At 69.2% G+C, this 21,266-nt stretch carries 16 protein-coding genes; 7 read left to right on the top strand and 9 right to left on the bottom strand.

The features are described 5' to 3' along the window. Window positions 1-22: 22 nt before the first annotated feature. Window positions 23-463, top strand: a complete 441-nt coding sequence (locus AJAP_RS15475) for a DUF6463 family protein (protein WP_038512117.1) — start codon at window positions 23-25, stop codon at window positions 461-463. Here AJAP_RS15475 and AJAP_RS15470 read toward each other — a convergent pair. The 5 genes from AJAP_RS15470 to AJAP_RS15450 all read right to left on the bottom strand — a co-directional run bounded on the left by AJAP_RS15470 (window position 441) and on the right by AJAP_RS15450 (window position 10,601). Next, window positions 441-3,755: a fibronectin type III domain-containing protein gene (locus AJAP_RS15470; RefSeq protein WP_228694950.1), complete on the bottom strand. Its 3,315-nt coding sequence runs from the start codon at window positions 3,753-3,755 to the stop codon at window positions 441-443. The two genes, AJAP_RS15475 and AJAP_RS15470, sit on opposite strands and share 23 nt — an antisense overlap. A 346-nt stretch (window positions 3,756-4,101) precedes the next feature. Then, complete coding sequence (locus AJAP_RS15465) at window positions 4,102-4,629, bottom strand: hypothetical protein (protein WP_038512115.1); 528 nt, start codon at window positions 4,627-4,629, stop codon at window positions 4,102-4,104. Between the two features lie 37 nt (window positions 4,630-4,666). Then, entirely contained in the window at window positions 4,667-5,542 is an 876-nt protein-coding gene (locus AJAP_RS15460; protein WP_051972455.1) for an aminoglycoside phosphotransferase family protein, read from the bottom strand. Window positions 5,543-5,709: 167 nt separating this feature from the next. Beyond that, window positions 5,710-6,834, bottom strand: coding sequence for a hypothetical protein (locus AJAP_RS15455; RefSeq protein WP_038512109.1), 1,125 nt, complete (start codon window positions 6,832-6,834; stop codon window positions 5,710-5,712). Window positions 6,835-7,151: 317 nt separating this feature from the next. Further along, complete coding sequence (locus tag AJAP_RS15450; RefSeq protein WP_038512107.1) at window positions 7,152-10,601, bottom strand: indolepyruvate ferredoxin oxidoreductase family protein; 3,450 nt, start codon at window positions 10,599-10,601, stop codon at window positions 7,152-7,154. Window positions 10,602-10,763: 162 nt separating this feature from the next. On the opposite strand from AJAP_RS15450, the gene AJAP_RS15445 reads away from it, so the two are divergent. Continuing rightward, window positions 10,764-11,228 carry an Lrp/AsnC family transcriptional regulator gene (locus tag AJAP_RS15445; protein ID WP_038512105.1) on the top strand — a complete coding sequence of 155 codons (465 nt, stop codon included), beginning with the start codon at window positions 10,764-10,766 and terminating at the stop codon, window positions 11,226-11,228. A gap of 62 nt (window positions 11,229-11,290) precedes the next feature. On the opposite strand, the gene AJAP_RS15440 is transcribed toward AJAP_RS15445, so the two are convergent. Continuing rightward, a complete protein-coding gene (locus AJAP_RS15440; RefSeq protein WP_228694949.1) occupies window positions 11,291-12,259 on the bottom strand; it encodes a helix-turn-helix transcriptional regulator in 969 nt (322 codons plus the stop codon). A gap of 57 nt (window positions 12,260-12,316) precedes the next feature. Between AJAP_RS15440 and AJAP_RS15435 the strand changes: the two genes are divergently transcribed. Continuing rightward, the gene (locus tag AJAP_RS15435) at window positions 12,317-14,665 is read left to right on the top strand and encodes an excinuclease ABC subunit UvrA (RefSeq protein WP_051972454.1); all 2,349 of its coding nucleotides are present in this window, start codon (window positions 12,317-12,319) and stop codon (window positions 14,663-14,665) included. Between the two features lie 63 nt (window positions 14,666-14,728). On the opposite strand, the gene AJAP_RS15430 is transcribed toward AJAP_RS15435, so the two are convergent. Beyond that, window positions 14,729-15,286: a hypothetical protein gene (locus AJAP_RS15430; RefSeq protein WP_143202357.1), complete on the bottom strand. Its 558-nt coding sequence runs from the start codon at window positions 15,284-15,286 to the stop codon at window positions 14,729-14,731. A gap of 51 nt (window positions 15,287-15,337) precedes the next feature. On the opposite strand from AJAP_RS15430, the gene AJAP_RS15425 reads away from it, so the two are divergent. Beyond that, window positions 15,338-15,985 (top strand): GOLPH3/VPS74 family protein, encoded by a 648-nt coding sequence (locus AJAP_RS15425; RefSeq protein WP_038512097.1) that lies wholly within the window; start codon window positions 15,338-15,340, stop codon window positions 15,983-15,985. Here the strand turns inward: AJAP_RS15425 and yidC are convergent. Together yidC and AJAP_RS15415 are read right to left on the bottom strand one after the other, a co-directional pair. Then, window positions 15,975-16,751, bottom strand: coding sequence for a membrane protein insertase YidC (yidC, locus tag AJAP_RS15420; RefSeq protein ID WP_038512094.1), 777 nt, complete (start codon window positions 16,749-16,751; stop codon window positions 15,975-15,977). The genes AJAP_RS15425 and yidC overlap by 11 nt on opposite strands. A 68-nt stretch (window positions 16,752-16,819) precedes the next feature. After that, entirely contained in the window at window positions 16,820-17,176 is a 357-nt protein-coding gene (locus AJAP_RS15415) for a DUF6412 domain-containing protein (RefSeq protein ID WP_038523096.1), read from the bottom strand. Window positions 17,177-17,239: 63 nt separating this feature from the next. On the opposite strand from AJAP_RS15415, the gene AJAP_RS15410 reads away from it, so the two are divergent. From AJAP_RS15410 to AJAP_RS15400, 3 genes are all read left to right on the top strand, one after another. After that, the gene (locus AJAP_RS15410; RefSeq protein WP_038512091.1) at window positions 17,240-18,859 is read left to right on the top strand and encodes an ABC-F family ATP-binding cassette domain-containing protein; all 1,620 of its coding nucleotides are present in this window, start codon (window positions 17,240-17,242) and stop codon (window positions 18,857-18,859) included. Window positions 18,860-18,967: 108 nt separating this feature from the next. Continuing rightward, complete coding sequence (locus tag AJAP_RS15405; protein ID WP_084098154.1) at window positions 18,968-19,981, top strand: YdcF family protein; 1,014 nt, start codon at window positions 18,968-18,970, stop codon at window positions 19,979-19,981. 459 nt (window positions 19,982-20,440) lie between these two features. Beyond that, window positions 20,441-21,262, top strand: coding sequence for a class I SAM-dependent methyltransferase (locus AJAP_RS15400; RefSeq protein ID WP_038523094.1), 822 nt, complete (start codon window positions 20,441-20,443; stop codon window positions 21,260-21,262). Window positions 21,263-21,266 lie beyond the last annotated feature (4 nt).

Here is a 21,266-nt window from a genome sequence, read left to right as displayed (position 1 = left end):
TAACACAACCTGGGGAGTGGACATGATCAAATGGGCGGGTTGGCTCATCACTTTGTTCGGCACGGCCCACACCTTGGGCGCCCTCACGGTGATGAAGGCCGCCGGCCACGCCGGCACCTGGTTCAGCGGAGCCCTGTGGCGAGACGATCTCGCCGCCATGAGCCCCGCGAACAGCGCCTTCTGGCTCAGCGCGGCCAGTTTCGGCGTGCCGCTCGTCCTGGTCGGCCTGACCGTGCTCTGGCTGGAGCGTCGCGGCATCACCCCTCCCCTGTTCCTCGCCTGGGCGCTGGGGATCTGGACCCTGCTGATCGCCGCGGTCCTCCTGTTCACGCCCTGGCCGATCCTTCTGATCGCGACCGCGCTGCTGCTGGCCGGGATCCTGCGCAGCGAACCGGCCCCGCCGCGGGATGCGACGGGGCCGGTTCAGGGAGTGCGCGGGATCAGCCGACCGGACGCGGCTTGAGGTTCACCTCCACCGTGTTGCCGGGGCCGGAGGTGACGGCGGTGATGATGTCGTTGAGGAACCCACAGCCCTGCAGCGGCGGCAGGGTGTAGGAGCCGGTGAGCTTGCCACCGGCCAGCGGGTCGAAGCCCGCCTTCGACTGCAGCGGGATCTGAGCAGGCGTCTTCGTCTGGCACTTCGCGCTCGCCGAGACCGGGAAGCCGAAGACGCTGATCCGCGGCAACTTGACCGTCACCGCCGAGGTCGACTTGAGCACACCGCCGGCCAGCGTGCCGGTGGTCTTGCCCGCCGACGCGAACTCGATCTTCGCGTTGACCGGGACGAAGCCCCAGAGCGTGAGATTCGCGCTCGTCGGGTTCAGCGTCAGGTCGGCCTCGAAGGTCCCGTTCGCCAGGTTGATCGCGGCGTTGATGCCACCGCGCAGGTCGATCGGGCCGGAGAGCTTCTTCAGCTGTGTCTTGCCGGTCAGGTCGTAGCTGTACTTGACGACCGGGGACGTGCTCGGCTTGGTCTTCGCCGTGACCGGCGCGCTGGCGGCCGACTTGTTGCCCGCGGCGTCCTTGGCGACGACGGTGAAGGTGTACTCCGTGTCGGCCGTGAGACCGTCCACAGTGGCCGAAGTGCCCGTGACCGACTTGACGACCTCGGTGCCCTTCAAGACGTCGTAGCCGGTCACGCCGACGTTGTCCGTCGCCGCGTCCCACGCGAGGCTCACGCTGGTCTGCGTGGTCCCGGTGGACAGCGGGTTGCCCGGCACGCCGGGAGCCACCGTGTCGGGCGCGGCCTGCGTCCGGACGGTGACGGCGGCGCTGGGGGTCGACGCGTTGCCCGCGGCGTCCTTGGCGACGACGGTGAACGAGTACTCCGTGTCGGCCGTGAGACCGTCCACAGTGGCCGAAGTCCCTGCCACCGACTTCACCAGCGTGGCGCCGTTGAAGACGTCATAGCCGGTCACGCCGACGTTGTCCGTCGCCGCGTTCCATTCGAGGTTCACGCTGGTCTGCGTGGTCCCGGTGGAACGCGGGTTGCCCGGCGCGGCGGGAGCCTGCGTGTCCGGCGCGGCCTGCGTCCGCGCCGTGGCGGCGGCGCTGGGAGCCGACACGTTGCCCGCGGCATCCTTCGCCACCACGGTGAACGAGTACTCCGTGTCCGGCGCGAGACCGTCCACAGTGGCCGAAGTCCCCGTCACCGACTTCACCAGCGTGCCGCCGTTGAAGACGTCATAGCCGACCACACCGACGTTGTCGCTCGACGCGGTCCAGGACAGCGCGACGCTGGACTGGGTGACGTCGGTCGTGGCGAGACCAGCCGGAACGCTGGGCGCTTCGGTGTCCGGAGCGGTGGCGGTCCGGGCGGTCACCGGCGCGCTGGGCTCCGACTTGTTCCCGGCCGCGTCCTTGGCCACCACGGTGAAGGTGTATTCGGTGTCGGCGGCGAGACCGTCGACGGTGGCGCTGGTTTCGGTCACCGACTTCACCAGGGTGGCGCCGTTGTAGACGTCGTAACCGGTGACGCCGACGTTGTCACTCGACGCGTCCCACGCCAGGCCGACGCTGGAGGCCGAGGTACCGGTCGAGCGCGGGTTGCCCGGCGCACCCGGAGCCTGCGTGTCGGGCGCCGCCTGCGTCCGCGCCGTGACAGCGGCACTCGCCGCCGACGGGTTGCCCGCGGCGTCCTTGGCCACCACGGTGAACGAGTACTCCGTGTCGGCCGTCAGACCGTCGATCGTGGCCTGCGGTTCGGTGACCGACTTGACGACCTCGGAACCCTTCAAGACGTCGTAGCCGGTGACACCGACGTTGTCGCTCGAAGCGTCCCAGGCCAGCGTCACACTGGTTTGGGTGGTTCCGGTCGAGTGCACGTTCGCGGGCGTCGTCGGCGCCTGCGTGTCCGGAGCCTTCGCGGTCCGGGCGGTCGCGGGCGCCGTGGCGGGCGAGACGTTGCCGGCCGCGTCCTTCGCCTTGACGGTGAAGGAATACTCCGTGTCCGGGGTGAGACCGTCGACCGTGGCCGAAGTGCCGGTCACGGACTTGACGAGATTCGCGCCCGAGTAGACGTCGTAGCCGGTCACGGCGACGTTGTCGGTGGCGGCGCCCCAGGACAACGCGACACTGTTCTGGGTGACGTCACCGACCGTCACTGCGCCGGGAGCCGACGGCGCGGTCGTGTCCGCCGCCGCGGTGACGGTGAAGGTGTGCAGCACGTTGGCCTGGCCGCTCGCGGGGGTGCAGTCCGCGACGAACGTGCCGAGGCCGGTCTCCGCGCCGGAGGCGGTCAGCGGCGTCATGGTCAGCACCAGGTCGTGCACCGACAGCGTGGCCGTCCCCGGCTGGTCGAACCGCAGCGACGGCGCGGAACCGGTCGCGTTGATCACCAGGTCGTTGCCCTTGGGCGGGATGGGTTGCTGCGGAACCGCGGTCGGCACGCCGACGGCGAGATGCCCCTGCGGGCTCGAGACCAGCGAGGTGGCCAGCGCGGATCCCTTGATGGTCTCGGCGCCGACGAGCCGGAGCCCTTCGGTCGCGGTCGAGCCCGCGTTGGAGACCGCCGTGATGTCTATCTTGGGGGTGAACTGGCCCACCGGGATCGAGTTCGGCAGCGTGGCGTTGATGTCGACCGTGACGTCCTGGTTGCCGATCAACGGGAACGGGCAGCTGTAGACCTGCTTCAGCGGCGGGTGGTTCCCCGAGCCGACAACGGCTTCCGGGGTGACCGGCGAACCGGTCACCGTGTAGGTCTGCAGGACGGTCTCGGCCCCCGCCGCCAGCGTGCAGTCCGAAGTGAAGGTGCCGAGACCGGTTTCGGTGCCGTCGGCCTTGAGCGGGGTCATCACCAGCTGCAGGTTGTTCACGGCGAGCGTCGCGGTGCCGGGCTGATCGAACCTCAGCGCGGGCGCGCTGCCCGTGGCGTTCACGACGAGGTCGTTGCCCGCCGCCGGGATGGGCTGCTTCGGCACGTCGGAATCGACCTTCACCGTCATCGTGCCCTGGCTGCCGGGCATCGTCACGGTGGAAGTCGCCTTCGCGGTGCCCTTGATGGACTCGGCACCGACGAGACGAAGACCTTCCGTCGCCGTCTTGCCCGCGTTGGACACGGCGGTGATCTCGATGGCGGGAGTCAGTTTCCCGGTCTCGATCGTCGAAGGTTGCGTGGTCTTGATGGTGACCGAGACGTTCTGATCACCGATCAACGGGAACGGGCACGAGTAATTCTGCGTGAGCTCACCCGGAGCCGCGGCACTGGTGCCCGAGCCGATCGTGAGACCCAGTGTCACCAAGGCCGCCGTGCTCACGACGGCGATGCCCCCGGCCAGTCTTCGACTACGTCTTCTGTGTTTCACAGGTCCCTCTCCAACACATAGACCACACCCGCCGAAACCATCGGACAAACGATTAATGGCCGCTTTCGCGGGCCCTTCCCAGCGGGCGCGTGTGCACATTTACGGGTATGCCACAGGGAATTAACACACCCGCGAGGCTCGACAGGCAAGGAAAATCACAGAGCCCGCGCGACCATTCTTCGTCTTTGTCATACGCGGCCGATTCGCCGTTCGCGAATCTGTCAGCCGCGCCCCCAAAACGTCCGCCGCCACCCCCGCGAGGGTGGTTACTGGCCAACAGGGCCGCGATCGGGTCGGCCTACTTGCCGCGCCAGGGCGGGACCCAGCCGAGGCGTTTGCAGACCGTGTCGAAGTCGGCGTCGGTCAGGCTCCGGCGATCCGAGAGATTCGCCGACCGCGGCCCGAGGATCTGCATCCGGTCGACCGCGGTACCCGGGTCGCCGATGTCCTTGCGGACCTCGATCAGGAAGTCCGCGTAGAGGCGGAACTGGATGTCCGGCGGTGCCCCGGCCGGAAGTCCCTGCATGAGGCGGGAGTACGCCTTGACGATGCCGTCCGAGCCGTACACGTTCACCCAGGTGTCGAAGCGGCGTTTGTGCTTCAGTTCCTCTTCCGTGGGCAGGTCGTCGGTGGTGAACATCCGTTCCAGCATGTCGACGACGGGTTCGCACATCGCGCGTTTCTGCTCGGAGATCCGTTCGCGGACCTGGTCGGCGCTCTGCACCCGCGCCTCGAGGCGGCGCGCGGCCAGCGCGAAGATCCCGGCGACCACCGCCGCGGAGATCGAGGCGACGGCTGCGATCACGGCGACGACGATGGAAGACATGCGATCGATCCAACCACGATCGGCCGCCCGGCGAGTGTCACTCAGCGATCGCGGCCAAGACGCGGCGCGCGTTCACCGCTTCCTCGTCGACGCGGTCCCGCGTCCGCGCGCGAGTGATCAAAGCCTTCCACAGCGCCCACCCACGGCCACGCTCCCATTCGGAATCGTCGACCGGAAGCCGCTCGCGGAACGCTCGCCTGCCGTCGGCGGTCAGCGACGTCCAGGCGATCGCCAAGTCGCAGGACGGATCGCCGACGCCACAGGTGCCGAAATCGATGACGGCCGCCAGTCCCCCGCCGTCGAGCAGGAGATTCCCCGGCGCGAAGTCGCCGTGGAACCAGCGATCCGTTCCGTCCCAAGGGCTGTCCAGCGCGGTCTTCCAGATCTCGCGCGCTGCGCCGGTGTCGATGTCGCCGTCCAACGCCGCGAGCGCGCGCTCGGTCTGCGCGTCGTAGGTGCGCAGGGTGGCGCCCCGGAACCAGTTGTGCTTGCCGGGTTGCGGGCCGCCCGTGGTGTCGATGGCCCGCAGCGCCGCCAGGAAACCGGCGAGGTCGAGGGCGAACCGGACCGGGTCGGAGATCCGAGCGGCGCTCGCGGGTTCACCGTCGAGCCATCGGTAGACCGACCACTCGAAGGGGTAGCCCGCGCCAGGACGTCCTTTCGCCAGCGGAACCGGGACGGGCACCGGCAACCGGGGAGCGAGCAACGGGAGCCAGCGCTGCTCCTTGTCCACCGCCAAGGCGTACTCGGCGGCGCTCGGCAGCCGTGCCACCATGTCGTCGCCGATCCGGAAAGTCCTGTTGTCCCACCCGGATTCGGCCACCGGGCGGACCGGGAGACCGGCCCACTCCGGGAACTGCTCGCCCAGCAGCGCGCGCACCTGCGGCGCGTCCACGGTGATGCGCCGTGGCATCGGGCCCAGGTCCGGCGTAGTGCTCTTCGGTCGCGGGGAATCCACATTCCGAGTCTCGTCGTGCCGTCCAGTGGATATTCGGCGGACGTCATGCCGAGTGGGGAGGATTCGGGACGTTGGACGTCCCGAATCCTCCCCACTCGCAACCGATACCTGCTCCTCCAGCCCTAGCCGAGGGTCCAGTACACCGCGTGCGACTTCCCGGCCGCGTTCGAAGCGGTGCCGACGACGCGGCCGTTGTCCGTGATCCGGTAACCCTGGCTGCGGGTGCCGCCGGGCAGCGTGCCGAGCTGCCTGCGTTCCCCGTCCCGGAACCAGACCGTCGCCTGGCTCCGGAAAGTGCCCGCCACGGTGCCCTGCGAGTCGACCGCTTCGGCGTCGGCGCCGAGGCCGTCGTCGGGCAGTGCGATGACGTCGCCGTCGAGATCCCAAAGCACGGCCGATCGGCGCGGCGGGTTGAGATAGCCGCTGCCGACCACGTAACCGGTGGGGCCGATCCCGTAGATCCACACCGAATACGGGCTGGGCCAGTCCAGGGGATGGATCACGCCGTCCCGATCCCATTTCGCCGGGATCGGTGGCCCGCTGCTGGTCTCGCGCAAGGCGCCGGCGGCCACTCCGCCCTTGTTGATCCGGCTCGCGCCGCTGCTCACCCCTTGCGGCGCCAGCTCGGTGATCGGCCCGCCGTTCACCCACCGCGCGGCCTGGTTCGCCGCGGAGCGGACGGCGCTGCCGATGACGATGGTGCCGTCGCCGGAGATACCGTCGGCCATGCTCCAGGTCTCACCGGGCAACGTGCCGAGGTCGGTGGCCGTGCCATCGGGATCCCAGCGGAACCCGTGATACTGCTCGGCAGGCGTCAGCCAGGCCCCGACGACGACGCCGGTGTCGCTGATCGCCCAGGCGGTGGCGTTGTGATGACCGGGCGGAAGCTGCAGCAAGGTCGCCTGCCCCGTGGCGTCCCAGCGTGCGGGTACGGCGGTGGTCGCGGTCAGCACGTACCCCGCGGACACCCCGAAGTCGTTGATGTCGCGCACCTGCCCCTCGGTGCCTCCCGGCGTGGGCAGCGCCATGATCTGGCCGGTGGCGTCCCAACGAACCGGATGGCTGCGCTTCGGGGTCGGGCCCGCGAGCGACAGCCCCACCATCTCCCCCGCCTCGTTGACCGCGAGGACCGTGCTCTCGTCGTCCCCCGGCAGCGTGCCGAGATCCACCGGCCCCGTCGTGGTGGCCCGCGCGGTCCCCGTCACCGCGCCGGTGACCACGGCGAGAGCCGCCACCAGTGTGAACATCCGTCTTCGCGCGACAGGCACACTATTCCTCTTCACGATGACTCCCCAATCCCGATCAGTGGTGTGGATGTGCGGACCCCGGAGCGACACTAATGCACTCACTTCACGAATCGCGCACGTTCCACACGAACAGCCGACCGGGACCGTCGGGCAGCGGAAACTCTTGACAGCAGCCGAATTTGGCAGTCGCGCGCGCCGGTATCCGAAAACCCGGCACATTCTTGACACAAGAAACGCGGACTATCCGGAAAATGCCGTCGGGAAAGACAATCGGGCGGCGGCATTAGTACGTTCGGCCGTATCCGGCGGCCGGCGCGTCAGGTGTTCGCGCCGAGCCGGTCCGCCCGGACGAGATCGGCCAGGAGCGCGGCCTGTTCCCGGTGGTATGCCTCGACGTTCGCCAGTTTGACGTCCTCGTAGCCACGAACCAGATCGGGCAGCTCGGCCAAGGCCAGCAGCCTTCCGCGATCGGCGTCCTCGGTGCCGAAAGCGGTGAGGATCGTCTCCCGGTACTGCCCGACGAGCTCCCGCTCCACCTTCCGGACGTGTGCCTTGCCGAACGGGTCCCAGCGGGTGCCGCGCAGTTTCCGCGCGGCGCGCAGCGCGACGAACACCGGGCGGAACTTCGGGCCCAGCGCGATCTTCCGCTTCATGCCCATCGCGCGCAGGAAGGGCGGGTGGAGGCGGTAGGCGTACCGGCTCCCGACGCCGAACTCCTCCTCGATCCCGGCGAGTACCGCGGGATCGAGCGACAGCCGCGCGACCTCGTACTCGTCCTTGTAGGCCATCAGTTTGTGCAGATTCCGCGCCACCGCTTCGGTGATGGCGGTCGAATCCCCTTCCAGGACCCGGACACGCTCGACGAACTCGGCGTACTCCCTCGCGTAGCGCACGTTCTGGTACCGGACGAGTTCGGGGACGCGGATGTCCAGCAGCCGCGCGAGTTCCGAACCCGGCTCGGCGTGCACGAGCGCGCGGGCGCGCAGGGCGGCCGCCGACGGGGTGGGGCTCGCGGCGACGGCGGCCGGGGCGACCACGGCGTGCAGCGCGTCGGGATCGGCGACGAGTTGCCTGCCACGCCGGAACGCCTGGAGGTTGCCCGCGACGGCGACCCCGTTCAGTTCGATCGCGCGTTCCAGGCTGGCCGCGTCCAGCGGGATGGCGCCGGTCTGGTGCGCCGCGCCGAGCTGGAGGATGTTGGCGAACTGGTCGTCGTCGAACAGGATTTCCGCCAGTTCCCGCGCGTCGAGCGCCACCGTCCGCGCCGCGTTGTCCGAGATCGCCCCGCGCACGGCGGCGGCATCGGGGAAGGACACCGTGGTGTCGACGACCATCCGGCCGGTCGGCACCTCGGTCGTGGAGACGACGGCCGTGGTCCGGCCGGAGTCCGCCACCGTCAGATGCGCCGGATCAGCGCCGACGAGGACATCGCAGGCCAGGTAGAGGTCGCATTCCCCGGCCGCGAGTTTCGGGGCCTGCGGCGTCGGCTCGGCGGTGATCTTCAGATCCGAGACGACGGCGCCGCCCTTCTGCGCGAGCCCGGTCTGGTCCAGTGTCCGGACCTGCTTGCCTTCGAGCACGGCGGCCGTGGCGAGGATCTGCGCGACGGTGACCACGCCGGTCCCGCCGACCCCGGTGATGCGCACGGTGAAGTCGGTGCCGGAGGTCTCGGGCTCGGGCAGTTCGGCCGCGGTGATCTCCCCGGCCTTGCGCCGGTGTTTGCGGCCGGTGGGCACCACCGTCATGAACGAGGGGCAGTCGCCGGCCAGGCAGGAGTAGTCCACGTTGCACGAGGACTGGTGGATCGTGGTCTTGCGGCCGAATTCGGTGCTGACCGGCTGCACGGACAGGCAGTTCGACTTCTCGCCGCAGTCGCCGCAGCCCTCGCACACCCGCTCGTTGATCACGACCTTGGCGGCCGGGGTCTCCAGTTTGCCGCGACGGCGTTTGCGGCGTTTCTCGGCGGCGCATTCCTGGTCGTGGATGAGGACCGTCACCCCGGGAACCCGGGCCAGTTCCTCTTGCGTGCTCAGCAGTTCGTCACGGTGCCGGACCTCGACACCGTCCGGCATCCGGACGCCGCGGAGCCGCTTCGGCTCGTCGCTGGTGATGACCACCTTCGCGACGCCTTCGACGAGGAGCAGCGACGCCAGCCGTTCCACCGACAGGCCACCGACGGCGTCCTGCCCGCCGGTCATCGCGACCGTCGCGTTGTAGAGGATCTTGTAGGTGATGTTCACCCCGGCGGCCACCGCCGCCCGGACCGCGAGGCTGCCGGAGTGGGTGAACGTGCCGTCACCGATGTTCTGCACGAAATGCGAGGCGTCGACGAACGGCTCCATTCCGAGCCACTGCGCGCCCTCGCCGCCCATCTGGGTCAGGCCGACGACGTCACCGACCTGTTCCGGCTCCATGAACAACGCCATGGCGTGGCAGCCGATGCCGCCGCCGACCACCGTGCCCTCGGGCACCTTGGTCGAGGAGTTGTGCGGGCAGCCGGAACAGAAGTACGGCGTCCTGGTCAGCAACGGCACGGAAATGCGCTCGCGGCGGCGCTGTCGCCGCCACGCGGTCACGGACGGGATCTCGTGGTGCTCGCTCAGCCGGGTGGCCAGCACCCTCGCGATGGCGTCCGGGTCGAGCTCGCCGAGTTCGGTGCACAACGTGCGGCCGTCCGGGCCGGTCTTGCCGTACACGGTGGGCGCGCCGGCGGTGCCGTACAAGACTTCCTTGATCGCCGATTCGACGAAGGAGCGCTTCTCCTCCACCACGACGATCTCGTCGAGCCCATCGGCGAAGCGGCGGACGATCGACGGTTCGAGCGGGTGGATGACACCGAGCTTGAGGATCCGGATCCCGTGGCGGGACAACGCGTCGGCGTCCAGGCCGAGCAACCTCAGCGCCTGCATCAAGTCCAAATAGGACTTTCCGGCGGTGACGATGCCGACGCGATCCGCCGGTCCTTCCTGGACGATCCGGTTGATCCCGCTCGCGCGCACGTACTCGACGGCCAGCGGCAGGCGTTCGGTGTACAGGCTGCGTTCGAGCGCCATCAACGTGGTGCCGAGCAGCCGGGTGCTGGGCATGTGCCGGTACGCGGGCAGCGCCAGCTCGGGCGCCGTCCAGCTCGGCCGGACATGCGCGGTGCTCGCGGCGTCGGCCACGTTCGCCACGAGTTTCATCGACGACCACAGTCCGCTCGCCCTGGACAGCTCCACGGCGTGCAGCCCGAAGTCCAGCACGTCCTGGGAGTCGGACGGGAAGAACACCGGCATGGCCAGGTCGGCCAGCGCGAGCTCGGAGGCGCACGGCACCGACGAGGATTTGGCGTTCGGATCGTCGCCGACCAGCGCCACCGCGCCGCCCGCCGGGTCGGTCCCCGCGAGGTTGGCGTGCCGCAGGGCGTCGGTCGCCCGGTCGAGGCCGGGTGCCTTGCCGTACCAGAACCCGGTGACCCCGCCGCGCGACGAGCCGACCGACGCGGTGAGCTGGCTGCCCATGACCGCGGTCGCGGCGAGCTCCTCGTTCAGGCCGGGACGGTGCACGACGTCGTGCTTTTCGAGCAGGTGGGAGCGGCGGCCGAGTTCGAGGTCGTAGCCGGCCAGCGGCGATCCCTCGTAGCCGGAGACGAACACGGCGGGGGACGCCCCGGCGGCGCGATCGTGCCGCACCCGGTCGAACAGCATCCGGACCAGGGCCTGGACACCGCTGAGGTAGACGGTGCCGTCCTCCCGCAGATACCGGTCCTCCAACGTGAACTGCTCCACCAGACCTGCCTCCTTCGGCACCCCCGCGTGACGTCACGACAGGAGACCCGACCGCGCGGGCCATCGCAACAGGCGGCAGTCTATTGGCACGCTGCACGCAAAAAATCCGGCCCATCTTCTCCGCTGGCCGATATCCGTTGCGTCTGCGTACCATCCTGGCTCATGGCGGACCAGCTCATCGACGAGACCGATCGCGAGATCCTCGAACTGCTGCGGGAGGACGCTCGGCGCACCCTTGGCGACATCGGAGCCCGCGTCACGCTGTCCACCGCGGCGGTCAAACGCCGGATCGACCGTATGCAGGAGAACGGCGTCATCGTCGGCTACACCGTCCAGATCGACCACGCCAAACTCGGCTGGGGCATCGAGGCGTTCACCGAACTGCGGTTCACCGGGACCACCAAGGTCGGCGAGATCGTCCGCACCACCACCCGGATGCCCGAGGCCCAGGCGGTGTTCACCATCGCGGGCGACCCCGACGCGCTCGTCTGGCTGCGGGTGCGGGACATGGGCCACCTGCAGCGCACCATCGACGAGATCCGGCGGCATCACCAGGTGACGGGCACGAAGACGCTGATGGTGCTGGATTCCTGGACGCGCGGTCAGCAGTGGCCCCACCCCTCGTGAGCGGCGGCCCCAGAAGTACATGAAGGCCCCCTTCCTGTACCTAGGCGCAAGGAAGGGGGCCTTCATGTACTTGGCAAGCGAGTGGCGCCCCGCAGCAGCCGCTCCCCCGTCCGCACCAGGTACTCGGCGAATTCCGCCGGTTCCTCCACCCTGAACTCGATGTCGGTCAGAGTCAGAACCACCGCCAGCCACTCGAACGAATCGACGTAGGCGACGTATCGGCACCTGTCGTCACCGAGCGCTTCGAAACTCCCGTCGACCCGGTGAAGCCGGGCAGCGGCCTCGCTCGCGCCGACGTCGAGGGTCAGCGTGATCCGGAGGGATTTCGGGCTGTGGAAGCGTTCCTGGAGGTGCGCCGCCACATCGTCGACGGGGAGCGGACGCGGCTCGAACGCCACGTCGGTCATCGACGGCGCGCCGATCCGGTCGAGCCGGAAGCTCCGCCAATCCCGTCTGCCGAGGTCCCAGGCGTAGAGGTACCACCGCCTGCCGAGCTGGACGAGCCGCATCGGCTCGACCGTCCGCGACGACGGGCCGTCCTTGCCCGTGTACGGGAACTCGAGGCACCGCCGAGCCGCGATCGCCGCGGCGAGGACGTTCAGGACGTCTTGGCCGACCCGCGGCCGTTCACCGGCCCCGAACTCGACCGCGGCGAGCATTTCGTCGGTCCGCCGTCGCAGTGCCGACGGCAGGACACGCCGGAGTTTCGCGGCGGCGCGGTCGGCCGATTCGGCGGTCAGGTCCACGCCGGTTCCGCCCGCCGCGGCGAGCCGCAGGCCGAGCACGGTGGCGATCGCCTCGTCGTGTTCCAGCATCAGCGGCGGCAGCGCGGTGCCCGCGACCAGCCGGTAGTTGCCCCCGGGACCGCGGCTGCTCTCCACGGGATAGCCCAGACCGCGCAAGTTGTCGATGTCCCGGCGCAGGGTGCGCGGCGGGACTTCCATCGCCGTCGCGAGTTCGGCGGCGGGCCACGCCCGGCCGGATTGCAGGAGCGACAGCAGCCGCAACATCCGTTCCCGTGGTTCCGTCACGACGCCTCCCGCTAGTTGTGGCCGTAATCCGGCCACAACTCATCGTAGCCTCGGTTCATGGCGAAAGTTCAAGCTGACCGAGGCCGGTGGATCACCGTCGAAGGAGCCCGGACGCACAACCTCCGCGACATCTCGGTGCGGGTGCCGAAACACCGGCTGACGGTGTTCACCGGCGTATCGGGCTCCGGGAAGTCGTCGCTCGCGTTCGACACCATCGCGGCCGAAGCCGAGCGCCTGGTCACCGGGACCTATCCCGCCTTCGTCCGGAACCGGCTCCCCCAGCATCCGCCCGCCGACGTCGACCGCATCGACGGCCTCGTCTTCACCACGATCGTCGATCAACGCCGGTTCACCGGCAACGCGCGGTCCACCGTGGGCACGGCGAGCGACATCGCGCCACTGCTGCGCCTGCTGTTCTCCCGGCTCGGAAAGCCGGGCGCCGGGTTCTCGCCCGCCTACTCGTTCAACGATCCGGCCGGGATGTGCCCGCGCTGCGAAGGGCTCGGCGCGGTCGACGACATCGACCTCGACCGGCTGCTCGACCGCTCGCGAAGCCTGCGCGATGGCGCCGTGCGGTTCCCGACGTTCGCTCCCGGCACCTACCGCTGGAAACGGCTGGTCCATTCCGGACTCGTCGATCCCGATGTCCCGTTAGGACGGTTACCGGCGGCGAAGGTCGAGACCCTGCTGCACGCCGAAGCACTCCCCCTCGACGACCCCGGCTCCGAATACCCCAAACACGGGCTGTTCGACGGCATCGTCCCGCGCCTGCGGGATTCGTACCTGCGCAAGACGCCGTCGCGCCTCACGGCCGAGGAACAGGAAGGACTCGCCGGAGTCGTCACCCGCGGCGTCTGCCCCGAGTGCTCGGGAACCCGCCTTTCCGAGGCGGCACGCGGAAGCCTGATCGACGGGCGGTCCATCGCGGACTGGTCCGCCATGCCGGTCGGCGAACTGCGTGACGTCGTCGCGGCCGTGCGCGATCCGTCGGTGGCTCCGCTGTCGCAAGCGATCCGGGAACGCCTCGACGCGCTGGATTCCGTCGGTCTCGGCTACCTCAGCCTGTCCAGGGAGTCGCGGACGCTGTCCGGCGGCGAGGCCCAGCGCGTCAAGATCGTCCGCCACCTCGGCAGCGCGCTGAGCGACGTCTGCTACGTGTTCGACGAACCCAGCACCGGCCTGCATCCGCACGACGTGCACCGCCTTCTCGAACTGCTGGCCAGGCTCCGCGACGCGCACAACACGATCCTCGTGGTCGAACACCATCCCGCCGTCATCGCGGCCGCCGACCACGTCATCGACCTCGGACCCGCCGGAGGCGACGGCGGCGGACGCATCCAGTTCGAAGGCGGCCCCGGCGAACTCGTCACGGCCGGTACCGAGACCGGGCGGATCCTCGGTGTCCCGCTTCGCTTCCGCGAGCGGACCCGCGTCGCGCGGGGTGCCGTGACGATCTCCGGTGCCCGCAGCCACAACCTCCGCGACGTCACCGTCGACGTGCCGCTCGGGGTCCTGACCGTCGTTTCGGGGGTCGCCGGCTCCGGCAAGAGCACCCTGATCACCGGCGAACTCCCCCGGCGGCATCCCGATTTCGTCGTCGTCGAACAGGCTCCGCTGCGCGGTGGGATCCGGTCGACGCCCGCCACGGTGCTCGGGATCGCCGAGCCCATCCGCGAAACCTTCGGGAAGGCCACGGGGAAACATCCGTCGTGGTTCAGCGCGAACGGCCGCGGGGCCTGCCCGGTCTGCAAGGGAAAAGGCGTCATCATCACCGACCTGGCCTTCCTCGACGACGTCCAGACCGCTTGCGACGCTTGTGGCGGCACCCGCTTCAACCCGGACGCGCTCGCCGCGCGCCTGCACGGCCAGACCATCGCCGAAGTGCTGGCGATGAACCCGGCGGACGTCGCCGCGCTGTTCGGCGAGCGGTCCCCCATCGGGCAGCGGTCACGCTGGCTGGACCGCGTCGGGCTCGGCTACCTGACGATCGGGCAAAGCCTCGACACCTTGTCGGGCGGCGAAAGGCAACGGCTGCTGCTGGCCAGGCACCTCGCCGACGCCGGTCCCGCGCACGAACTGCGCCTGGTCCTCGACGAACCCACGGCCGGCCTGCACGGCAGCGACGTCGACCGGTTGCTCGCGCTCTTCGACGAACTCGTCGACGGCGGCGCGACCCTCGTCCTGATCGAACACGACCAACGGGTGATCGCGCACGCCGACCATGTCATCGACATCGGACCGGGCGCGGGTGCCGAAGGCGGGACGGTGGTGTTCGAGGGCACGCCGTCGGCTTTGGCCGAGGACTCGGCGTCCATCACCGGACGTCATCTGCGAACGCGTTCCCGGCGCCGGACGGCGCCGGGAACACCCACCCGCCCGGGAACAGTTCCCGGGCGAGCGCGATGATTCCCCATCGGGCTTTGCCCGACACGCCGGTACCGAACAGTTCTTGGCCCTGTTTCGCGTGATCTAGCCGACAAGTTCGCAGGCCTTGTCGGCCTTCATCGCCTGATCGAGGCCCGGCACGTCGCCGGTCTTGACCGCGGGCACATGCGTGACCAGGTCGGCCCCGCTCAGAGTGAGGGCGGCCTTGGCGTATTCGACGCCGCCTCGTGGCAGCAGGGTGCGGAACTCGGTCACCTTCCCGTGGAGCTTCCGGTAGAACGCCAGCTCGCCCGCGGCCAGTTCGTCGGCGTTCTGAGCGATCTTCGGGAGCTTCTCGAGCCCGGTGATCGCCGCGGTCAGCGCGGTGTCCAGCTTCTTCAGCGACTCCTCGGCCTTCGGCAGGTCGGCCGCTGTCTCGATGTCGTAGCCCTTGGCCATGCGGTAGACGATCAGTCGCATGTCCTTCACCGCGCCGCAGTATCCGCCCGCCCAGGAGACCAGTGCTGGATCCGGGCCGGTCGGAGACGGCGGGGGTGCGGGTTTCGGTTCCGGTTCCGGCGGATTCGTGGCGCAGCCCGCGAGCAGGCAGCCGACGGCGAGCGCCACGGTCACTCGAATGCGCGCTGTCGTCTGGCTCTTCATCCGGCAGAGGGTAAAGCTGTCCGACGGGACCGGTCCCGATGGGAGGACGAGATGGCTCACTCTCTGCCGCAACGGATGTACCTGCTCGGCTACGACACCGAGAAGAACCGGCTCGACCCCGCCGGCGCCGTCGTGCGGGGCTCGCTCCTGCGTGCGGCCGCGGTGGCCGATCTGGTCCTCGCGGGCCTCCTCTCCGATCGCGACGGGAAGGCCGAGCGCACGGCCGCGGCGGGTCTCGCCCCGGAAGACCCCTTCCTCGCCAAGGTGCTCGAAGACGCTCCCGGAACGAAACCGCGGCGCTGGCTCACCGTCGTCGATCGCGATTGGCACCGGGCCGAGGGCATCGTCCGGGACCAGCTCGCCGCGGCCGGGACGATCACGGTCGGCAGGCACCGGGCGATGGGCATCTTCCCCGTCCGAGACATCGCCCTGGCTGATCCTCGGCTGGTAGAAGGGCTCCGTGGACGAGTCCGCGACGTGGTGCTGAGCGGTCAAGACCCCACCGCCGTCCCGATCGAGGACGCGGTGCTCGCCGTGCTCTCCGCCGAGGGCGACGTCCACACGGTGTTCAGCGCCAAGGAGAACCGCGTGCATCGGAGCGCGATCAAGGCGCTCGCGGCGCACGTCGACACCGTCCTGCCCGGACTGCGGAAGGCGGTCCGGTACTCGGTCGCGGCCCGCCGGTCGGTCAGCGGCTAGCCTCCTCGCGGTCGACGACCTTGGTGAGGAAGTGCTGCTGCCCCAGCGTCCACACGTTGGTGGCCAGGAAGTACAGCAGCACCCCGATCGGTACCGGGAAGAACGATCCCGAGACCAGCATGCCGACCGGCGCCAGGTACATCATCAGCTTGGTGATCCCGGCGGTCTCCGGAGCGGACTGCCGCGCGAGGCCCGATCGCATCGAGAGGAACGTGGCCAGGCTCGCGATCAGCATCAGCGGCACGCCGACGGCGATCATGTGGACGTGATCCGTGCCGAACGCCGCCAGTTCCGCCGCGGGTTGCGAAAGCCAGTTGCCGAGCTTCGCGCCGAACAGGTCCGCGTTCAGGAACGACTGCACACCGGCGTGGTCGAAGACGTGGTTCGAGACGGCGCCCGGCGTGAAATCGCGCAGGACCCAGTACAGCGACAGGAACACCGGGAGCTGGATCAGCGCCGGGAGACAGCCGCCCAGCGGGTTTGAGCCGCTTTCGGCATGCAGTTTCCGGACTTCTTCCACCATCCGCTGGCGATCTTTGCCGTATTTCTCCTTGATCCGCCGCATCTCCGGGGCGAGTGCCTGCATGCGGCGGCCCGCGCGCAACGCGCTGAGCGCGGGTTTGACCAGCAGGAGACGCAATGTGAAGACGAGGAACACGATGGACAGCACCCAGGCGACGCCCGAGTCGGGGCTCGACACGGCACCGAAGACCTTGTGCCAGAACCAGAGAATGGCGGAAACGGGGTACAGGAAGAAATCGAACATGACCAGGTCACTCCGTCGGTCGAAGGGATGCGGGCAGGAGTGACTGCCGCACCTTCGAACGAGAAAGGTCAGGCAGTCACGATGCCCGGTGACGGAGCCCTGGGCCGGACGCGGCCGCGCGCGTCGGGATCGCGCAGGCTCAGGAACAGCTGCGCGCGTTCGCGCAGGCTGATGGCGCGCACCCGCATCGCGGCGGCCGCCGGTTCGAGGCGGAAATGCACCGCGAGCGCGAGCAGGACGGCGGCGAGGGACGCGGTCAGGGCGGCGGCCAGCCCGAGCGGGTTGGCGACCGCCACCGACGCCGTCAGCGCGGTGGCCAGGCTCAGCGGGTTGATCCCGCCGACGACCGGGAGCACGACGAACAACTCGGGCAGGAACAGCGCAAGCATCAGCTTGAGCCGCACGCCGAAGTAGGTTCGCTCCACGTCACCGACACTACCGGAGATATTGCGTTGCGTGATCGCCGAGTGCGCGGGCAGTCTGTCGGAATGGGTCACGTGGAAGTCGCGCATGTCGAATACCACCTGCCCGACGGACGACTTCTCCTCGACGATGTCTCGTTCCGGGTCGGGGAGGGCAGCGTCTGCGCGCTCGTCGGCGCCAACGGGGCGGGCAAGACGACGTTGCTGCGGCTGATCTCCGGGGAGCTCTCCCCCAGCGAGGGCTCGGTGACCATCAGCGGCGGGCTCGGGGTGATGCCCCAGTTCGTCGGGTCGGTACGCGACGAACGGACCGTGCGGGACCTGCTCGTCTCGGTGTCGCCGGACGCTCTCCGCGCCGCCGCGCGGGCCGTCGACGAGACCGAACTCGCCTTGATGGAACGCGACGACGAAGCGAACCAGATGGCGTACGCGCAGGCGCTCGGCGACTGGGGTGACGCTCGTGGTTACGAAGCCGAAGTCGTGTGGGACAAGTGCACGACGGCGGCGCTCAACCTGCCGTACGAGAAGGCGCGCTGGCGCGAGGTGCGCACGCTCTCCGGCGGTGAACAGAAACGGCTGGTGCTGGAGGCGCTGCTCCTCGGCGGGTCCGGCGTCCTCCTGCTCGACGAGCCGGACAACTATCTCGACGTCCCCGGCAAGCAGTGGCTGGAAGAACGGCTGCGCGAGACCCAGAAGACCGTGCTGTTCGTTTCGCACGACCGGGAACTCCTCGCGCGAGCGGCGAAGAAGATCATCAGCGTCGAGCCCGGGCCCGCCGGCGGCGACGTCTGGGTGCACGGTGGCGGCTTCGACACCTATCACCAGGCGCGTGCGGAACGGTTCGAACGGTTCGAGGAACTCCGCCGCAGGTGGGACGAAAAGCACGCCCAGCTCAAGAAACTCGTCGCCGACATGCGCCAGTACGCCGCGCGCAGCGACGAGATGGCCTCGCGCTATCACGCCGCGCAGACGCGGCTGCGCAAATTCGAGGAGGCCGGAGCGCCCGCCGCTCCCCCGCGCGAGCAGAAGATCACCATGCGCCTGCGCGGCGGCCGGACCGGGGTTCGCGCCGTCACCTGCGAAGGGCTCGAACTCAGCGGCCTGATGAAACCCTTCGATCTGGAGGTCTTCTACGGCGAGCGGGTCGCGGTACTCGGCTCGAACGGCTCCGGAAAGTCGCATTTCCTGCGGCTGTTGGCCGGTGAGGACGTCGCGCACGACGGACGCTGGAAGCTCGGCGCCCGCGTCGTCCCCGGCCACTTCGCGCAGACGCACGCCCATCCCGAACTGCTCGGGCAGACACTCGTCGACATCCTCTGGACCGGCTACGCCCGAAGCCGGGGGCCGGCGATGAACGTCCTGCGCCGTTACGAACTCGACGGGCAGGGCGATCAGCGGTTCGAGAAGCTGTCCGGCGGCCAGCAGGCGCGGTTCCAGATCCTGCTGCTGGAGATCGGCGGCGCCACCATCCTGCTGCTCGACGAACCGACCGACAACCTCGACCTGGCGTCGGCGGAAGCGTTGCAACAGGCGCTGGAAGCGTACGAAGGCACGACTATCGCCGTGACGCACGACCGGTGGTTCGCGCGCTCCTTCGATCGGTACCTCGTCTTCGGCTCGGACGGGCAGGTGCGGGAAACGACGGAACCGGTGTGGGACGAGCGGCCGGTGCAACGCGCGCGCTGACTCACTCGGGTCGGTAAAGGCGACACACCAACGGGAAGAGCGTTCGCGGCTCCGTCGTGTGTTTGAATGCCGCCGCGTGTCCGCATCGTCCCAAGGCTGGAGTTCCCCGTGGAGGCCGCTGCCATCCCCTTCGCCATCGCGGCCCTGTGCTGCGCGGCGTTCCTGGTGAGCTTCCTGCGCGACCGGCGCCGGTTGCGGAACGGCTTCTACCTGTTCTTCGCGCTCCTCTTCCTCGGCGTGACGTTCATCGCGCTGCTCGCCTCGGTTTCGCCCGAAGCGGCGGGTTTCGTCGCGGTCGGCGTGATCCTGCTGATCATCCCGACGGTCCTCGCGCTGACGGTCTTCCTGATCTGCAACGGGATCACCATGCTCCGCCGGGAGGGTCGCAGGCTGGCCAACGTCCTTTCGCTGCTGGCGGGGCTCGGCATCTGCGCGCTGATCGTCTTCAACGCGACCGTCACGCAGCTGGCCTGGGAGCCCCTCGACATCGTCCGGGGCATCCTCAACGGGTTGGTCGTCTACTTCTCGTTCCTGTTCGTCTGCTTCCTGCTGTACTCGATCGTCTACGGCCGCATCCGCACCGAGAAGGGCGTGGATTTCGTGGTGGTGCTGGGTTCGGGACTGCTGGACGGTCACCGCGTCCCGCCGCTGCTGGCCGGGCGCCTGAACCGCGCCCGGCGCGTGATCGACGCCGAAGCCCGCCGCGGCGGGGAACCGATGGTGGTCACCTCGGGCGGGCAGGGACCCGACGAGGACCTGCCCGAGTCCCACGCCATGGCCGGGTATCTGGTCGAGAACGGCGTGCCGAGGGAGCGGATCCTGCTCGAAGACCGGTCGCGGACGACCTTCGAGAACCTCACCTTCAGCGCCGAGATCATGCGGCAGCGGAAGGCGGACTATCGCTGCACGGTCGTCACGAACAACTTCCACGTGCTCCGCGCCGCCCTCATCGCCCGCCGCGCGAAGGTGAACGGCCAGGTCATCGGGTCGCCGACGGCGTGGTACTTCTGGCCGAGCGCCACCATCCGCGAATTCGTCGCCATCGTGGTGGAGCACAAGTACAAGAACCTGGTGGTGTGCGGGCTGATCGTGCTTTCGCAGGTTTCCCGCGCCTTCTCGTGAGTGGCAAGGACGGTTAGAACCGTCCACCGGCCCTGAGTCCCGGCAGCCGAGCGGGCGTGTTGCGAAAGCCACTTTCGCAACCTTCAACGTTGCGAAAGTGGCTTTCGCAACGTCCCGCGCCTTATCGCGAAACCGCACTCACGTGATCGAAGCCGGAACTCCCGTGATCAGAGGCGGAACACCCGAGTGCGGCCTCCAATCACGCGAGTCACGTCCCTGATCACGTGAGTCACGTCTTCGCTCACGCCGCGCCTGGGTGCCCGGTCCGTGAAGGCCTCCTTGAGGGACCCAGAGTCCCTCAAGGAGGCCTTCACGGACTTCCCACTCACGAGACGCGTCCCCCACGCGGCAGGAATTTGACATCCCGGGCCGAATTCTCGCCGTCACCACTCAAGCCCGCATGACAAATCCCCGCCATCCGTTTGACAACACCGTTTTCCCCGGGTCATCGTCCTGCGCATGAGCGCTTACACCCGGCAGGCGATGGCGCGGCTGTTCGACCGGACGGCGGAGACCTACGACGCTCTCGGGGTCGACTTCTTCGGCACGTTCGCCGGGGAACTGCTCGACCGGGTCGCGCTCGTCCCCGGCGAGCGGGTGCTGGACGTCGGCTGCGGGCGGGGCGCGGTGCTGTTCCCGGCGGCCGAGCGGGTCGGCGCGGGCGGATCGGTGCTGGGGATCGACCTGTCCGCGGAAATGGTCGAGCGCACCGCGAAAGACGTCGAGGCGCGCGGCGCCAACGCCTCGGTTTCCCTTATGGACGCCCAAGAACCGACGCTGCCCGATGCCGCCTTCGACGTGGTCCTCGCATCGTTCGTGGTCTTCTTCCTGCCCGATCCGGTCGCCGGGCTGCGGTCTTGGCATCGTCTCCTCGCGTCCGGCGGCCGGCTGGGGGTGACCACGTTCGGCGCCGACGATCCGCGCTGGGCCGCCGTGCGTGAGGTCTTCAAACCGTTCGTACCGCCGGAGCTGGCCTGGACGCTCGCCATCAGGTCGGGGCTGTTCGCCACCCTCGAAGGTTTCGGCCAGGCCGTGGAGTCGGCGGGCTTCACCGGTGTCACGTCCGTGGAACGCGTCTATCCGGTGAAGTTCGCCGACCCCGGGCACTGGATCACCTGGTCCTGGTCGCACGGCCAGCGGATGTTCTGGGAGCTGATCCCGGAAGACCGCCTCGACGCCGTACGCCAGGCCGTGCTCGCGGAGCTCGAACCGCTCCGCGAGCCCGACGGGAGCGTGGTGCTGGCGCAGACCGTGCGCTACACCCTCGCCCACCACGCTTGACGGC

Source organism: Amycolatopsis japonica, assembly GCF_000732925.1.
In the GTDB taxonomy this organism is placed as follows: domain Bacteria; phylum Actinomycetota; class Actinomycetes; order Mycobacteriales; family Pseudonocardiaceae; genus Amycolatopsis; species Amycolatopsis japonica.
Note: the sequence above shows the minus strand (reverse complement) of the source record. Positions and strands in the feature narration are given on the sequence as shown.

Coding starts and splice junctions, on each gene's coding strand:
- AJAP_RS15400 (WP_038523094.1), top strand. CDS start 20,441: ATGAGCGCTTACACCCGGCAGGCGATGGCGCGGCTGTTCGACCGGACG.
- AJAP_RS15455 (WP_038512109.1), bottom strand. CDS start 6,834: ATGTTCACACTGGTGGCGGCTCTCGCCGTGGTCACCGGCGCGGTGACG.
- yidC (WP_038512094.1), bottom strand. CDS start 16,751: ATGTTCGATTTCTTCCTGTACCCCGTTTCCGCCATTCTCTGGTTCTGG.
- AJAP_RS15475 (WP_038512117.1), top strand. CDS start 23: ATGATCAAATGGGCGGGTTGGCTCATCACTTTGTTCGGCACGGCCCAC.
- AJAP_RS15465 (WP_038512115.1), bottom strand. CDS start 4,629: ATGTCTTCCATCGTCGTCGCCGTGATCGCAGCCGTCGCCTCGATCTCC.
- AJAP_RS15435 (WP_051972454.1), top strand. CDS start 12,317: ATGGCGAAAGTTCAAGCTGACCGAGGCCGGTGGATCACCGTCGAAGGA.
- AJAP_RS15425 (WP_038512097.1), top strand. CDS start 15,338: ATGGCTCACTCTCTGCCGCAACGGATGTACCTGCTCGGCTACGACACC.
- AJAP_RS15460 (WP_051972455.1), bottom strand. CDS start 5,542: ATGCCACGGCGCATCACCGTGGACGCGCCGCAGGTGCGCGCGCTGCTG.
- AJAP_RS15430 (WP_143202357.1), bottom strand. CDS start 15,286: ATGAAGAGCCAGACGACAGCGCGCATTCGAGTGACCGTGGCGCTCGCC.
- AJAP_RS15445 (WP_038512105.1), top strand. CDS start 10,764: ATGGCGGACCAGCTCATCGACGAGACCGATCGCGAGATCCTCGAACTG.
- AJAP_RS15410 (WP_038512091.1), top strand. CDS start 17,240: ATGGGTCACGTGGAAGTCGCGCATGTCGAATACCACCTGCCCGACGGA.